Below are 15,377 nucleotides of genomic sequence, written 5' to 3'. Positions count from 1 at the left end.
TCCCGGCACGCCCGCTTCCCGTCGGATTCAGTGGAAACGCGGCAACCGGAGCGGCATATGGGTGTTGTCCGGAACGGCATTGGGCCACCTGGACGAACCCTCAGGACGAACCTTCCCTCGGAGCCGGCAGACCCCTTATGCGGACGAATGTGCTTCACGCCGCGACACGCAAGGAGCGGTCGCTGGACCAGATGCTGGCGAGCCAGGCCCTGTCGAGGGTGACGGGCGCCACGGCGGTGCCGGGCAACGGTCTGCGCCTGCTCAGGAACGGGGCCGAGAACTATCCGGCCTGGATGGAGGCCATCGGCTCGGCCCGGGATTGGATCCAGTTCGAGAACTACATCATCTACGACGACGCGACCGGCCGCACCTTCGTGGACCTGCTGGCGGAACGCGCCCGCGCGGGCGTCCGGATATATTTCCTGTACGACTGGCTCGGCTGCTTCCGCAAACTGTCGCGCCCCATGCTCCGGACCCTGACCCAGGCCGGTGTCCAGGTCCGGATCTTCAACCCGCCGCGCCTGGACAGCCCGCTCGGCTGGCTCAGCCGCAACCATCGCAAGACCCTGACGGTGGACGGACGGATCGGCTTCGTCTCGGGCCTGTGCGTCGGCGACGCCTGGGCCGGCGATCCGACCGGCAGGCGGAAGCCGTGGCGCGATACCGGCGTTGCGATCGAGGGCCCCGTCCTGGGGGACCTGGAATCCGCGTTCCGCCACAGCTGGAACGCGGCGGGCCCGGCGCTGGAACGGCTGGAGGCCCGGGAGCCGCGCGGTATCCCCCCGTCGGCCGGCGACGTCTCGATCCGGCTGATCGAGGGCCAGCCGTCGGAGATGGGGGTCTACCGCCTGGACCTGCTGATCGCCGCCGGGGTGCAGGACCGGCTGTGGCTGACCGACGCCTATTTCGTCGGCACCACCGCCTATATCCAGGCGCTGGGCGAGGCGGCGCGCGACGGCGTGGACGTCAGGCTGCTGGTGCCCGGGATCAGCGACATCCCGATCACCCAGGCGCTGTCGCGGGCGAGCTATCGGCCCCTGCTGGAAGCGGGCGTCCGGATCTTCGAATGGAACGGCCCCATGCTCCACGCCAAGACGGCGGTGGCCGACGGCCACTGGGCGCGGGTCGGCTCGACCAACCTCAACATCGCCAGCTGGATCGGCAACTGGGAACTGGACCTCGCGATCGAGGACGGCGGCTTCGCCGAGGCGATGGAGACCATGTACCTGGAGGACCTGGCGCAATCGACCGAGGTGGTGCTCGACGTCAAGCACCGGCCCAAGGCCATCACGCCGCGCAGCCCCAGCGGACACCGCCAGAAGAAGCCCAGCACGGCCCGCGTCGCGGCGGGCAGCCTCGGCATCGGCAACACGGTGGGGGCGGCGCTGACCAACCGCCGCGCGGTCGGCCGGGCGGAAGCCGGCGTGCTGGCCGGGGCTGGGGCGATCCTGCTTGTGGTGGCGGTCCTGGCGGCCTTCTTCCCCCGCCTGGTCGCCGTCCCGATCATGCTCGCGGCCCTGCTGGTCGGCGGCGGCCTGCTGATGCGCGCCTGGAAGCTCAGGCATCCCGCCAAAGTGCGCCCGCCAGACCCGGTCTAGAGCGGCACCCGATCAGGTCGATCCGCCCGGGGCAGCCGGACCGACGCGTTGGGCCGTGGCCCAACGCGTCGCGACAAGTGGAACGGCAGGCCGTGTGGAACGGGTCAACCCGGTCGGAATCCGCTCCAGCGGCGGGGCATTACGCGGCCTTGTCCAGGACGGCCTTCAGCCCCAGGAAAGCCGGCAGTTCGTGGGTCACGACATATGTGGGTATCGGCCCGAGATAGTCGCGCAGCCGGCCCTTCTCGACGAACCGCTTGCGGAACCGGGAACGGGTGAAGAAGCCGCCCAGGCGCGGGACGATGCCTCCCGCGATATAGACGCCGCCGCGCGAGCCCAGGGTCAGCGCCAGGTTGCCGGCGACGGTGCCGAGCATGGCGCAGAACATCTCCAGCGCCTCGACGCAGGTCGGGTTGGTGCCGTCCAGCCCGCGGCCCGCGACGTCGGCGGGGGTCAGGCTCTCCGGCTCGCGGTGGTCGAGCAGGGACAGGGCCTCATACAGGTTGACGAGCCCCTGGCCGGAGATCACCCGCTCCGCCGAGACATGGTTGAACTGCTTGCGGAGCTGGTCGAGCACGGCGCTCTCCCGGTCCGAGATCGGCGCCATGGTCACGTGCCCGCCTTCGCCCGCGAGCGCCGTCCAGCCTCCGGGACCATGGACCAGGCCGGAAACGCCCAGGCCGGTGCCGGGGCCGATCACGCCGATCACGTCGCCCGGGACCGGGGAGCCGTCGCCGACCTGGACCCGGTCGGCCTCGGTCAGCAGCGGAATCGACATGGCGACGGCGGTGAAGTCGTTGACCACCTCCAGCCGGCCTAGCCCGAGCGCCTTGCAGGTGTCCCGCACCGAGAAGGTCCAGGGATGGTTGGTCATGGTCAGCACGTCGCCGGTCACCGGCCCGGCGATCGCGATGGCCCCCTCCGCCGGGTGGACGTCGGGCTGGGCGGCGGCCAGATAGGCTTGGCCCGCGGCCTCCAGCGTGGGATAGCCGGTGCAGGGCAGGGTGCGGGTGTGGAGCAGGCGGCCGGCCGCGTCGAGCAGCCCGAAGCGGGCGTTGGTCGCGCCGATGTCGGCGACGAGATGGCGTGTTCCGGTCATGGGTCTGTCTCCTTCCGCTTCCCCCGTGGTCAGCTATCGTAGGGCGCCCGCGTCAGCGCCGTGACGAAATTCTCGCGCCAGACGGAAATGTCGTTCCGCCGGAGCACGGCCATCATGTCGGCATGGCGCCGCTTGCGTTCCTCCAGCGGCATGGTGAGGGCGCGCTGGAGCGCGTCGGCGACCGATTCGATATCGTAGGGGTTGACGATCAGCGCCGCGTCCAGCTCCTCCGCGGCGCCGGCGAAGCGGGACAGGACCAGCACGCCGGGGTCTTCCGGATCCTGGCAGGCGACGTACTCCTTGGCGACCAGGTTCATGCCGTCGCGCAGCGGCGTCACCAGACCGACCTTGCTGACCCGGAAGAACCCGGCCAGCGAGCGGCGGGTGAAGCTCTTGTTCAGGTAGCGGATCGGCACCCAGTCGAACTCGGCGAAGCGGCCGTTGATGTGGCCGCTCAGCGTCTCCAGCTCCTTGCGGATCGCGATGTATTCCGGCACGTCGGAGCGGGACGGCGGGGCGATCTGGAGGAATGAGACGTGGCCCCGGTTGGCCGGATAGTTCTCCAGCAGGCAGTGGAAGGATTCGAATCGCTGCGGCAGTCCCTTGGAATAGTCCAGCCGGTCGACGCCGATGATCAGGTCGCGCCCGACCAGGCTGTCCCGCAGGCGCTCGGTCTGCCGGGTGTTGGCTGCCTGCCCCGCGAGCGCCACCAGCGGCTCGGTGTCGATGCTGATCGGGAAGGAGCGGGCCACCAGGGTGCGGCCGAACGCCTTGATGTAGTAGCCCTCGCCCGGTCCCCGGTCGGTCACCGTGCCGCGTGCCTCGAACCGGATATAGTTGATGAAGCAGCGCAGGTCGCACAGCGTGTGGAAACCGACCACGTCGTAGGCGCACAGCGCCCTCACCAGGTCCTCGTGGTTGGGCAGCGCCACCAGGATCTCGGGCGCCGGGAACGGCGTGTGCAGGAAGAAGCCCATGCGGTGCTTCATCCCGATCATGCGGAGCTGCTCGGCGAACGGGATCAGGTGGTAGTCGTGGACCCAGACCATGTCGTCCGGCTCCAGCAACGGCGCCAGCTTGGAGGCGAACAGGCTGTTGACCCGCTGGTAGCCCGCGTAGTTGCGCCGGCTGAAATTGGTCAGCCCGAGCCGGAAATGGAACAGCGGCCACAGGGTCGAGTTGGCGTAGCCGTTGTAATATTCCTCGTAGTCCCGCTTCGCCAGGTCCAGGGTCGCATAGGTCAGGCGACCGACCGGCGTCAGGCTGGGGGCGGACGGCGGCGCCGCGACGACGTCGCCGCTCCAGCCGAACCAGATCCCGCCCGTCTTCTTGAGGGCGGCCAGCACGGCGACGGCGAGCCCGCCGGCCGACTGCTTGCCCTCGTCGATCGGGGCGACCCGGTTCGACACCACGACCAGTCTGCTCAAAACGCTTCCTCCCAGGGTTTGCTCAGCCGCATGGCCGAGTTGATCAGGCCGACCATCGAATAGGTCTGGGGATAGTTGCCCCAGAGTTCGCCGGTGGCCGGGTCGATGTCCTCAGACAGCAGGCCCACATGGTTGCGGTGGGACAGCATCTGCTCGAACAAGGTCCGCGCCTCGTCCTTCCGGCCGATCGCCGCGAGGGCGTCGATATACCAGAAGGTGCAGATGGTGAAGGCGGTCTCAGGATAGCCGAAATCATCCGCGGCGACGTACCTGTAGAGCATGCTACCCCGCTTGAGCGTGTTCTCGATCGCCGCCACGGTGCCGAGGAAGCGGGGATCGCGCGCCTCGATGAAGCGCAGCTCATGCATCAGCAGCAGGCTGGCGTCGATCTTGCCGACGCCCTCGCGGTCGTCGTGGTCGAACCCGTCGCCGGTCCGGTAGGCATCCACGAAACTGTTCAGCTTCGGGTTCCAGGCCCGCTCCAGGACGGTCTGCCGGATCCCGTCGGCATGCTCCCGCCAGTACACAGCGCGTTCGTCGAGCCGGAGCTGCAAGGCGATCCGGGCCAGCCGGTCGCAGGCGGCCCAGCACATCACGGAGGAGAAGGTATGGACATGCTCGGTGGTGCGCAGCTCCCACAGGCCGGCGTCCGGCTTGTCGAAGAGCATGACCGCCTGCTCGCCCAGCAGTTCCAGCCGGCGGAACAGGTCCATGCCGCCCGGACGGGCCAGCCGCTGGTCGAAGAAGGCCTGGGCCGAGGCCAGGATCACGGCGCCGTAGCTGTCGTTCTGAAGCTGGGCATAGGCCTCGTTGCCGACCCGGACCGGACCCATTCCGCGGTATCCGGCGAGGCCGGGGGCTACGCGCTCGACCAGCCGCATCTCCTGCGCGATGCCGTAGACAGGCTGGAGCGCGCCCTTCGAGGCGCCGGCCACGATGTTGGTGATGTAGTGGAGATAGTTCTCCATGGTGATGGTCACGCCCAGGCTGTTGAGCGCCTGGATCACGAAATAGGCGTCCCGCACCCAGCAGAACCGGTAGTCCCAGTTGCGTATCGTGCCCGGCGCCTCCGGGATCGAGGTGGTGACCGCGGCGATCACCGCGCCGGTCTCCTCGAAGGTGCAGATCTTCAAGGTGATGGCGGCGCGGATCACCGCCTCCTGCCATTCGAACGGCAGCGCCAGAGACCGCGCGTACTGCCGCCAGTAGTCGCGCGTCAGGTCGAGCAGCCGGCGCCCGCTCTCGTCGATCGGCGCGCGCAGGGGCTCGTCCGGGCCGAGAATCAGGGTGACCGGTTCGTCCAGCACGAACGGCGTCTCGTCCAGGACATAGGCGATCGGCGCGTCGGTGGTCAGGCGGAGTACCTTGTCCGCCGAGACGTAGCGGATATGGTTGCTGCCGCGGGTGATCTCGGGCGCCACCTCGCCATAGTCGAACCGCGGACGGACCCGGATCATGATGCGGGGCGTGCCGCGCAGCGCCCGGACTAGGCGGACGATCGTGGCCGGTCGGTACGACCTGCCGTGGTGCTGGTGGCGCGGCGCGAAGTCGGTGATCTCGATCGCCGATCCGTTGCCGTCATGGAGGACGGTTTCCACCACGGCCGTGTTGGGCAGGTAGCGCTGTTCCGAGCCGGCGCAGCCCAGCAGCTCGATCTCGTAGAAGCCCCAGTCGGGAAGTGCCTGCCCGTCGTCGCCCGGCGCGCCGTTGAGCAGGCTGCAGAAGACCGGGTCGCCGTCGGGGCGCGGCAGGCAGGACCAGACGATGCGGGCCCTGGTGTCGAGCAGGGCGGTGAAGCTGCAGTTGCCGATCAGGGCGAGGTTGAGGTCTTCCATCGATCGTCCCGCGCCTTCAGCGGAGACGGTCGGCCATGTCGGCCAGCCACCGGTGGAGGTCGGGAACGGACGGGATGCGGGTCCGCGCTTCGGTCGGCAGGCGGGTGCCGATCTGGATCGACAGGCCCCCATGGGCATTGGCCACGCGGAAGCCGTCCTCGTCGGTCACGTCGTCGCCGACGAATACGGGGGTGCGCCCGGCGAACGGCGGTTCGGCCAGGAGCTGTTCGACCACCGTCCCCTTGGTCGAGCCCTTCGGCTTCACCTCCAGGACCATCTTGCCTTCCTGGACGTGGAATCCGTCGCCGAAGCGTTCCATCAGGGCGACCGTCGCCGCCCGGGCGTCGGCTTCAGCTTCCGGCGCGTTGCGGAAATGCAGCGCCACGGTCATGCCCTTCGGCTCCAGCCGCGTGCCGGGATGGGCGGCTACGAATTCCTCCAGGCCCTTCGTGATCTCGGCCAGGGCGGTGCGGTCGATCGACGCGGTCACGCGCCGCCCCTCCGCGTCGCGCCGTTCCAGCCCGTGCTGGCCGGCCGCGGCGAGCGGCAGGCGCCCGAGCAGGCGATCGATGTCGTCGAGGCCGCGACCGCTCACCAGGGCCACGGCGCCGCCGAGCGCTCCGTGCAGGCGGGTCAGGAGTTCCGGCAGTCCGGGCGCCACCTGGACACCGTCGGGCTGGGCGGCGATATCCACCAGGGTGCCGTCGAAGTCCAGGAAGAGCGCCCAGTCGGGCGACGGAGCCGGCAATTCGGTCATGGGAGGCGTCGTTTGGTCGTCCATGCTTGCTGCCTGCTTCGTTGACGGATCATGGGCGCCCGAAGCCACCGCTATGCGCGCACCCTTGGTTTAACGCATGAAACCGTGTCGCGGGTCGATGTTGTGCCGAAGAAAACGGCAGGCATCGTCGCATTCCTCCGGCGGAAGCCGATCCGGCCTGAAATTTCTGGCCGATGCGACCTTGTGATACGGTGAAGTGGTCATACCTTTCATGCATTCTGGCGGTAAGCGCCGGGTCGTTGCCGCCGGATAGAGCCTGGGTACGCAACGTCACTCCGGCCGCCCTCCAAAACCCCTCCAAATCCATCCCGCAATGCAGCAATGATTGTTCGCTGCAGTGATTGTTTTGTATCAAACTAGCTCGCTAAGCGGTTGCTGTGATACATCTTTCTTTTTTCGCTTGATTTCGAAACCGTGCAGGATCATATTGTGCAGTGCGGGATCGATGGTGTCTTCGATGCGGTCGATCCTGTAACGCACTTCTTGGGCGTTTCCTCCCTAGACTCGGGCCGTGGGCAACCACGGCCCCTTTTTTTTGTTCAATCCGTAGGGGCGGTGAACGGGAGACGGACCCATGCTTTTCCGGAAGGACGGCGACGGCGTGATCGCGATCGGGCAGCCGAGCCATTCCTGGCTGGCCGGCCAGTTCGTGCGGGCCTGGGGCAACGATGGATTCGCACGGCCTTCGCCGTACGAGGAAGTCTGTCTCGGCGCCGAACTGCACGACATCGGCTGGCTGTCATGGGAGACCGCGCCGACCTTGAACCGCGAGACCGGCATGCCCCACGACTTCCGGGAACTTGGGCCCGCGGTCCATGCTCCCCTATGGACGGAGGGGGTCGAGCGCGCCAGGGTGTTCGGACTGTATCCGGCGCTGCTGGTCTCGCTTCACGCCGACACGATCTATTCCTCGTACTTCGATTTCGGCAAAGCCTCGTTGGAGGATGCTCGACTGGTCCGGGATTTCCTGGAGGATCAGCATGCCTTCCAGCGCGCCGCCCTGGAGTCCCTGGGCGCCGACCCGAGGCTCGCCACCGAGGTTGCGCCCGAGGCGGTGGAGCGGAATCGGCGGCTGGTCGCGGCAACGGACCGAATGTCGCTGGAAGTCTGCTGGGGCATCGGGGAGAACGGACCCGTCATCCCGGACGTGCCCACGGCCGCAGCGGAGCGGACAAGCTTGACCATCCGGGCGCGGGATGGCGATCCGAGCGTCCTGACGGTCGATCCCTGGCCGTTCGCGGCTGACCGGGTCGAGGCGGGGTGCGAGGGCAGGCGCCTGCGGGAAGGCCATTCCGACGAGACCCGATTGCGCATCGCCCTGCGCGACGCGGAACGCGTCGGGATCCGCACCGTCCTGCTCCCACGCTGAGGTTGTCCGTGCAAGAGCATCACGACACCAAGGAAGGACACGATGAAAAGCCCCATGACGAGGGGCAAGCAGGGCGATTGATATCCATCGACAGCCTGAAGAGGCTGTATCTGGCCGAACGGTCCCGGCGGTCGAATGTCCAGTCCCTGTTGAGCGTGCCGGTATCGATCATTTCCTTCTCGATCTTCGGCTTCGTCTCGTTCGCCCAATATCTGGACGTGTCCCGATGGCGGGAGCCGGTGACGATGGCCATGATCGTCCTTTGCTTGGCGTCGCTCACCTCGATGTTCGCGGCCATGGCACGCCTGGTCAAACTGGACCGACGCCTCGTCCTGGACGATTTCGACCGGATCGAGGCCGTCAGGGAAGCGAAATCCGAAATTGATTACTTTCACCGGGCCTACAACGAGGCGCTGGCCAGCAACGTGGACGCCGAGCGGGACCGCAACAGGGCGTTCTCCCTGCTGATCCTGGCGCTGGTGCTGTTCCTCGTGGCCGTCTTCCTGATGCCGGTGCATCTGATCGGAACCGGCGTGAACGGCAGGTGAGATCCCGGGGAGAGGCGATCCGCCGCTCCCCGGGGAGGGAAACCTATCGGGAGGCCGTCTGGGTGATGACGCCGCAGGCGACCCGGTCTCCGGAGCTGCCCGCCGGATTGGTCGTGTAGTCGTCGGGCGTCGCATGGATGAGGATCGCGGTGCCGCCCGGCTTGACCAGGCTGTTGGACCCCTCGCGGAACGTCACCGCGTCGGTCACGATGTCGGCCTGGGCAGCACCATCCGATCCGACCCAGATGTTGGGCAGGTCGCCGGCGTGGATGCCGCGCGGGGACAGGATCCCGTGCTCGTGGTTGGTCGGATTGAAGTGACCGCCGGCCGACTGGAAGTTCGGCGGCTCGCAGGTCCCGTTCTGGTGGATGTGGAACCCGTGCATGCCCGGGGCAAGGCCGCTGCCGGCATCGATCCGCGCTTGGATCAGCACGCCGTTGGGCGTCTCGACGAAGGCGACGGTGCCGATCGCCTTGTCCTGGGCGCTCTTGAGCGTCGCGGTGCCGAGGGCGGGGGTGGTCGGGTTCGGAGAGCCCGTCTGCTGCTGGGCCACGGCCGGGGAAGACAGTGCCGTCGCTGCCAGAGCGGTGGCGAGGAAAGCGGATTTGCGGAAGCTGCTGATCATCTCTACCTCGTTTCATGGTCCGAAGGTGTCCAAGGGCCAACCTCCGGGCGCGGAGGATGTTCCAAAAATCCGTGGGGCGGATCGGGGAAGCCTGTCGAACTGCGCCGCCGTTACGCTCTGTTACAGAACTCCTCCGGCTGGGAAACACTGCCGTTACACAGGGGCGCTACATCTGGACCGATTTGAAAGATCCTTCCAGAAGGTGGCCTCCATGTCCGCAAGAGCCGGAATATCGATCCGCGATGTCGTCACCCCTGTCACGATCGTGACTTTCGTCGTCTCGACGATCACCGGGATCATGCTTCTCCTTCATTGGAATGCGGGGCTCGTTAGGTTTTCGCACGAATGGCTGAGCGTGGTGTTCTCGGCCGTGGCGATATGGCATCTTGCGAGAAATTGGAAGTCATTCACGGCGTACCTGAGGCGCAACACGGCGCTTGCCGTTTTCGCCGTCAGTCTTGTCGCGAGCGTCGCGTTCACCGGGATCACAGGCGATACGTCCAATGCAAGTCCCGGAGCCGTATTCCGCGCCCTGTCCAATGCCACGCTGGAATCCGCGGCTCCTGCCTTTGGAATGACTCCAGGCGATGCCGTCGCCAAGCTGAGGTCCGCGAACATCGAAGCCTCGGGCGGTGAAACCTTGAGCGAGATCGGTACCCGCACCGGCGTCGGTCCGGCCGCGATCGCCACGATTCTCGCGACGCAAGGACGCCGATGAATGGTTCAGCCCCGCGGCATGGTGTGACTGCCAGCGCATCGGCCGGTGCATGCCCCTGCATCCAACCCTCCCGTCGGCGCGTTTCATGAGGTGACGGTTCGAATCGGGGAGGAACAGACATGGCGGGATACGGTTTCAGCGATGGAAATGCAGATGCCTAGGCCGGGGATGCTGTTCCTTGTCCTCGCGCTTTGGCTGCTGGCGCTTCCGGCAGGCCCGCAAGCCTTCGCGGCGGACGATCCGCCACGGCATGGCCTGGCCATGTACGGGGAGCCGAAGTACCCGCCGGGTTTCGACCACTTCGCCTACGTCAACCCGGATGCCCCGAAGGGCGGCTCGGTGGTGCTGTCGGCCCTCGGCGGATTCGACACGCTCAATCCCTTCACGATCCGGGGCGTGGCCGCGGCCGGCATCGCCAACACCTTCGACACGCTGATGGTGGAGTCGCTGGACGAGCCGTTCACCCAGTATCCGCTCGTCGCCGAAAGCGTCGAACTGCCGGAAGACCGCGCCTGGGTCGCCTTCACCCTGCGGCATGAGGCCCGGTTCCACGACGGCGAGCCGATCGGGGTGGAGGATGTCATCTTCACCTTCGACACGCTGCGCGAGGCACATCCGTTCTACCGGGCCTACTATGCCAATGTCGCGAAGGTCGAGCGGACGGGGGAGCGGACGGTCAGGTTCACCTTCGCGCCCGGCGACAACCGGGAACTGCCGCTGATCCTGGGGCAGCTTCCGGTGCTGCCGAAGCACTATTGGGAGGGCCGGACCTTCGACCAAACGACGCTGGAACCGCCGCTCGGCAGCGGCCCCTACAGGATCGCCCGCGTCGACCCCGGCCGGTCGATCACCTACGAGAGGGTGTCGGACTACTGGGGCAGGGACTTGGCGGTCAACACCGGCCGGTTCAACTTCGGCACCATGCGCTACGACTATTATCTCGACCCGACCGTGGCGCTCCAGGCCTTCAACGGCGGGCTGGTGGATTTCCGGGTGGAGAACATCGCCAAGAACTGGGCGACCGCCTATGACAGGCAGGCGGTCGAGGCCGGCAGGATCAGAAAAGAGGAGATCGAGGTCGAGACGCCGGCGGGCATGCAGGGCTTCGTGTTCAACACGCGCCGGCCGGTCTTCGCCGATCCCCGGGTGCGGTATGCGATCGCCCACGCCTTCGATTTCGAGTGGGCGAACTCGGTGCTGTTCTACGGCGCCTATCAGCGCGCCGATAGCTATTTCGAGAATTCCGACTTGGAATCGGAGGGCCTGCCCGGCGAGGCGGAAATGAAGCTCCTGGAACCGCTGCGCGGCCGTATCCCGGACGAGGTCTTCACGGAACGATACAGCCCGCCGTCAGCCGGAAGCCGGACCGCCGTGCGCGAGAACCTGCTGAAGGCCCGAGAGCTTCTGGAGGAGGCCGGGTGGGTGGTCCGGGACGGTCGTCGGGTCAATGCGGAGACCGGGCGGCCGCTGGAGTTCACGATCCTTCTCAACAGCCCCTCGATGGAGCGGGTGGCGCTGCCGTTCGTCGCGAACCTGCGCCGATTGGGGATCGACGCCCGCGTGCGGACCGTGGACACCGCACAGTACCAGAACCGGATCAGCGACTTCGATTTCGACATGACCACCGCCGTCTGGGGGCAGTCGCTGTCGCCGGGCAACGAGCAGCGCGACTTCTGGACGTCGGCCGCGGCCGACCGGCCGGGCAGCCGGAACTATGCCGGCATCCGGAGCGAGGCGGTGGATCAGCTCGTCGATCTGTTGATCGCCGCGGATACCCGCGAGGACCTGCGCGCCCGCGCCGCGGCGCTGGACCGGGTTCTGCTGTGGGGACACTACGTCATCCCGCACTGGTATGCCGGCGTGGCGCGGGTCGCCTACTGGGAAAAGCTGGAGCATCCCCGCGACCTGCCGCCCTACGGCATCGCGTTCGACGCCTGGTGGGTGAAGGGCGCTTCCGCGGGCAGGTGACGGAGCGGATCGGTGTGCGCCGGGCTCACCGGAACAGGAGCACGGGGATCCGGCAGTCGCGGATCATCTCGGTGGTCGTGCTGCCGATGATCAGGTTGCGGATGCGGGAGTGGCCGTAGGCGCCCATGACCAGGAGGTCGATGCCGTCGGACGCCACCGTGCCGGTGATGACCGCTTCCGGCTCGCCCCGGACGATCCGGCACGCGGCCTTGAGCCCGGCGGAAGACAGTTCCCCCTCGGCCCAGGCGAGCGCCTTGGTCACCTCGGCGTCGCCGGGCCGGTCGGAGGCGAGGACCAGGTGGATGTCCAGATCCTTGAAGCCGGGCGAGTTCGCCAGGAAGCTGACGGCGCGCCGGGTGCTTTTGCCGCCGTCATAGGCGATCAGGACGCGTTCGATGGGCTTGAAGGCGCGGGCGGCCACCACACAGGGGCGATCGACCGCGCGGACGACCCGCTCCAGGTTCGACCCCAGGTGGCCGGATGCGAAATCGACGCCTTCGCCGCGCTTGCCCATGACGATCAGGTCGGCCTTGGCCGACAGGTCCTGGACCGCGTCGACCACGGCGCCGTTGCGCAGGCTGGCCGTCGTCTTCGCGACGCCGGCCTCTTTCAGGATCGAGCGGCCCTCGTCGAGGAGATGGCGGCCGATCTGCTGGGCGGTCCGGGAACGCGCATGGTCCTGGTCGACCATCTCGCTCATCAGGTGGTCCAGGGTCTCTATGCCGATGCTGCCGCTGAGATCCTGGCGCCTGGCCGGCGCGCGCTCCCGGATATCGACCACGTGCAGAAGGTCGACCGACGCTTCCAGGCGGTTGGCGAACCAGGCGGCGTGCTCGCAGACGCTGCGGGCATAGACCGATCCGTCCAGGCAGAGCAGGATGCTTTTCATGGCTGGTCTCCTCCGGTTCTTTTCAGTGGCCGCCGAGCTGCTGCGCTGCTTCCGGCTTGTCGTGGACGCCCAGGCGGTCGAGCAGCGTGCTGCTGGCCTGGTTCAGTCCGATCAGCTCGACGTCGGCACCTTCCCGGCGGAACCGCAGCACGACCTTGTCGATGGCGCCGACCGCGGTGTAGTCCCACAGGTGGGCGCCGGTCAGGTCGATTTCGACGCGTTCGAGGCTTTCCTGGAAATCGAACCGGGCGATGAAATCGTCGGCCGAGGCGAAGAAGAGCTGGCCATAGACCTTGTAGGTCCGGGACCGGCCATCCTCCGCCAGGGTGCTTTCGACCGCGACGAAGTGGGCGACCTTGCGGGCGAAGAACAGGGCGCTGAGCAGGACCCCGGCCAGGACTCCCTTGGACAGGTCGTGGGTGAAGACGGTGGTGAGGGTCGTGGCGATCATCACGATCGAGGAGCTGACCGGCATGGTGCGCAGCTGGCGGATCGAGCCCCAGTTGAAGGTGCCGATCGACACCATGATCATGACGGCCACCAAGGCCGCCATGGGGATCTGGACGACCCAGGATTGAAGCACCAGGATCAGGAAAAGCAGGCCCACCCCGGCCACGAAGGCGGACAGCCGGCCGCGCCCGCCTGACTTCACGTTGATGACGGACTGGCCGATCATGGCGCATCCCGCCATGCCGCCGAACAAGCCCGACGCGATGTTGGCGATGCCCTGGCCGCGGGTCTCGGCGTGCTTGTCGCTCCGGGTGTCGGTCAGGTCGTCGATGATCGACGCGGTCAGCAGCGATTCCAGCAAACCCACGACGGTGAGGGTGACGGCCACCGGGAGGATGATGCCGAGGGTTTCCAGGTTCAACGGGACGTCGGGGATCAGGAAGGCCGGGAAGGTGCCGGGCAGTTCCCCCATGTCGCCGACGGTCCGGACGTCGGCGCCGGTCAGGATGGCGACGGCGGTCAGAGCCACGATCGCGACCAGGGGCGACGGCACCGCGGTGGTGACCAGGGGCAGCAGGTAGATGATGCCCAGCCCGGCCGCGACGATGGCGTACATCTGCCAGTTGGCGCCGGCGAATTCCGGCAGCTGCGCCATGAAGATCAGGATCGCCAGCGCGTTCACGAAGCCGGTCATGACCGAGCGCGAGACGAACCTCATGTAGCGGCCCAGTTTCAGCAGTCCGACGACGATCTGAAGGGCGCCGGTCAGCAGGGTGGCGGCGAACAGGTAATCGAGCCCATGATCCTGGACCAAATCGATCATCAGGAGGGCCATGGCGCCGGTGGCGGCGGAGATCATGCCCGGCCGTCCGCCGACGATGGAAATGGTGACCGCGATGACGAAGGAGGCGTAAAGGCCGACCTTGGGATCGACGCCCGCTATGATCGAGAAGGCAATCGCTTCAGGAATAAGGGCAAGTGCGACGACGATGCCGGCGAGCACGTCGCCACGCACGTTGCCGAACCACTCCGAACGGAGTCTGGCAATATCGAGAGTCATTGAAACCTGAATGGAACCGGGGCGGCATCTCCGACTGCGTCGGGCGGCCCGTGAGCGGAAGGCACGACGGAAGCTGCGGCTGCCTGTCCAAGGCAGGCGCCGGGCAAAACGGCTGAAGATCCGGGGATCAGGGCGGCGTATTGCGATGCAGCATCGTTGGTGTGTAACACCGATGCGGCCGCGGCGCAATGGCCGCCTGCCTCAGGGCCGTGTTGCGCTGTCCGTCCAGCTCCGACCGATCAGCTCTGGGGAACGGGGGCCGGCGGCCATTTGCCGGCGGCGTCGCCCCACAGATCCGCCAGGCGGGCGTCCCGGCCGCAGCTGTAGCGATAGAAGTTGTATTTGAGGCTGTTGGTGTTGTGGAAGTCCTGGTGGTAGTCCTCGGCCGGGGTGAAGGATTTCGGGTCGAGCGGGATAACCGGCGTCACGACCGGCTTCCCCAGCAGCTTCTCGATCCCCGCTTTGCTCTCCTCGGCCAGCCTTTGCTGTTCCGGCGAACTGGCGAAGATCGCGGTCCGGTAGCTGTCTCCCCGGTCGCAGAACTGGCCGCCGGCATCGGTCGGATTGACGGTCCGCCAGAAATAGGAGACGAGCTGATCGAAGCTGACCTTGGCCGGGTCGTAGGTGATCCGCACCACCTCCAGGTGCCCGGTGCCGCCGGCCGAGACCGCCTTGTAGGTCGGGTTCGGCGTATGGCCGCCGGCATATCCGGAGACCGTCTCGACGACGCCGGGCACCTTGTCGAAATCGGACTCGACGCACCAGAAGCAGCCGCCGGCCAGGATGACGCTTTCGGTCTGGCCGGGAGTCACGCCCTGGGCGGCGCTCCCTGCGGTCGCTCCCAGCAGGAGCCCTAGGGCCAGCGCCATCCGGCGGCCGATGGGCGGCATGGTGAACTTGGTCTTCATGGCGCTTCCTCCGCATGGGTGGTTCGTACGACCTTGATCTGGCCCGCCGTGCCGGCCGGCGCCAGTCACGGTCGGGTGCCGCCCGGTCACATGCCCGTGAGGGAG

At 67.3% G+C, this 15,377-nt stretch carries 13 protein-coding genes; 5 read left to right on the top strand and 8 right to left on the bottom strand.

Annotation, left to right across the window (positions count from 1 at the left end):
• Window positions 1–137 precede the first annotated feature (137 nt).
• A complete protein-coding gene (locus JL100_RS22630) occupies window positions 138–1,598 on the top strand; it encodes a phospholipase D-like domain-containing protein (protein WP_202682270.1) in 1,461 nt (486 codons plus the stop codon).
• 139 nt (window positions 1,599–1,737) lie between these two features.
• On the opposite strand, the gene JL100_RS22625 is transcribed toward JL100_RS22630, so the two are convergent.
• Genes JL100_RS22625 through otsB form a run of 4 tightly spaced genes read right to left on the bottom strand, consistent with a single transcriptional unit; the run spans window position 1,738 to window position 6,740 of the window.
• Window positions 1,738–2,697 (bottom strand): glucokinase, encoded by a 960-nt coding sequence (locus JL100_RS22625; RefSeq protein WP_202682271.1) that lies wholly within the window; start codon window positions 2,695–2,697, stop codon window positions 1,738–1,740.
• A gap of 29 nt (window positions 2,698–2,726) precedes the next feature.
• Complete coding sequence (gene otsA, locus JL100_RS22620) at window positions 2,727–4,124, bottom strand: alpha,alpha-trehalose-phosphate synthase (UDP-forming) (protein WP_202682272.1); 1,398 nt, start codon at window positions 4,122–4,124, stop codon at window positions 2,727–2,729.
• Window positions 4,121–5,959, bottom strand: a complete 1,839-nt coding sequence (locus tag JL100_RS22615; RefSeq protein ID WP_202682273.1) for a glycoside hydrolase family 15 protein — start codon at window positions 5,957–5,959, stop codon at window positions 4,121–4,123. The genes otsA and JL100_RS22615 overlap by 4 nt, the downstream gene beginning before the upstream one ends.
• A gap of 16 nt (window positions 5,960–5,975) precedes the next feature.
• The gene (gene otsB / locus JL100_RS22610; protein WP_202682274.1) at window positions 5,976–6,740 is read right to left on the bottom strand and encodes a trehalose-phosphatase; all 765 of its coding nucleotides are present in this window, start codon (window positions 6,738–6,740) and stop codon (window positions 5,976–5,978) included.
• Between the two features lie 571 nt (window positions 6,741–7,311).
• Between otsB and JL100_RS22605 the strand changes: the two genes are divergently transcribed.
• On the top strand, window positions 7,312–8,106 hold the full coding sequence (locus tag JL100_RS22605) for a DUF3891 family protein (protein ID WP_202682275.1): 795 nt from the start codon (window positions 7,312–7,314) through the stop codon (window positions 8,104–8,106).
• Between the two features lie 8 nt (window positions 8,107–8,114).
• Window positions 8,115–8,654 (top strand): hypothetical protein, encoded by a 540-nt coding sequence (locus JL100_RS22600; RefSeq protein WP_202682276.1) that lies wholly within the window; start codon window positions 8,115–8,117, stop codon window positions 8,652–8,654.
• A 43-nt stretch (window positions 8,655–8,697) separates the two neighbouring features.
• On the opposite strand, the gene JL100_RS22595 is transcribed toward JL100_RS22600, so the two are convergent.
• The gene (locus tag JL100_RS22595; RefSeq protein ID WP_202682277.1) at window positions 8,698–9,279 is read right to left on the bottom strand and encodes a superoxide dismutase family protein; all 582 of its coding nucleotides are present in this window, start codon (window positions 9,277–9,279) and stop codon (window positions 8,698–8,700) included.
• Window positions 9,280–9,490: 211 nt separating this feature from the next.
• On the opposite strand from JL100_RS22595, the gene JL100_RS22590 reads away from it, so the two are divergent.
• A complete protein-coding gene (locus JL100_RS22590; RefSeq protein ID WP_202682278.1) occupies window positions 9,491–9,997 on the top strand; it encodes a DUF4405 domain-containing protein in 507 nt (168 codons plus the stop codon).
• 153 nt (window positions 9,998–10,150) lie between these two features.
• The gene (locus JL100_RS22585; protein WP_202682279.1) at window positions 10,151–11,965 is read left to right on the top strand and encodes an extracellular solute-binding protein; all 1,815 of its coding nucleotides are present in this window, start codon (window positions 10,151–10,153) and stop codon (window positions 11,963–11,965) included.
• A 25-nt stretch (window positions 11,966–11,990) separates the two neighbouring features.
• Here JL100_RS22585 and JL100_RS22580 read toward each other — a convergent pair whose 3' ends face one another.
• From JL100_RS22580 to msrA, 3 genes are all read right to left on the bottom strand, one after another.
• Complete coding sequence (locus JL100_RS22580; RefSeq protein ID WP_202682280.1) at window positions 11,991–12,854, bottom strand: universal stress protein; 864 nt, start codon at window positions 12,852–12,854, stop codon at window positions 11,991–11,993.
• Between the two features lie 22 nt (window positions 12,855–12,876).
• Window positions 12,877–14,364: a SulP family inorganic anion transporter gene (locus tag JL100_RS22575; RefSeq protein ID WP_202682281.1), complete on the bottom strand. Its 1,488-nt coding sequence runs from the start codon at window positions 14,362–14,364 to the stop codon at window positions 12,877–12,879.
• Between the two features lie 239 nt (window positions 14,365–14,603).
• Entirely contained in the window at window positions 14,604–15,272 is a 669-nt protein-coding gene (msrA, locus tag JL100_RS22570; protein ID WP_202682282.1) for a peptide-methionine (S)-S-oxide reductase MsrA, read from the bottom strand.
• Window positions 15,273–15,377: the final 105 nt, after the last annotated feature.

Origin of the sequence: Skermanella mucosa (assembly GCF_016765655.2) — a bacterium.
GTDB lineage: Bacteria > Pseudomonadota > Alphaproteobacteria > Azospirillales > Azospirillaceae > Skermanella > Skermanella mucosa.
Note: the sequence above shows the minus strand (reverse complement) of the source record. Positions and strands in the feature narration are given on the sequence as shown.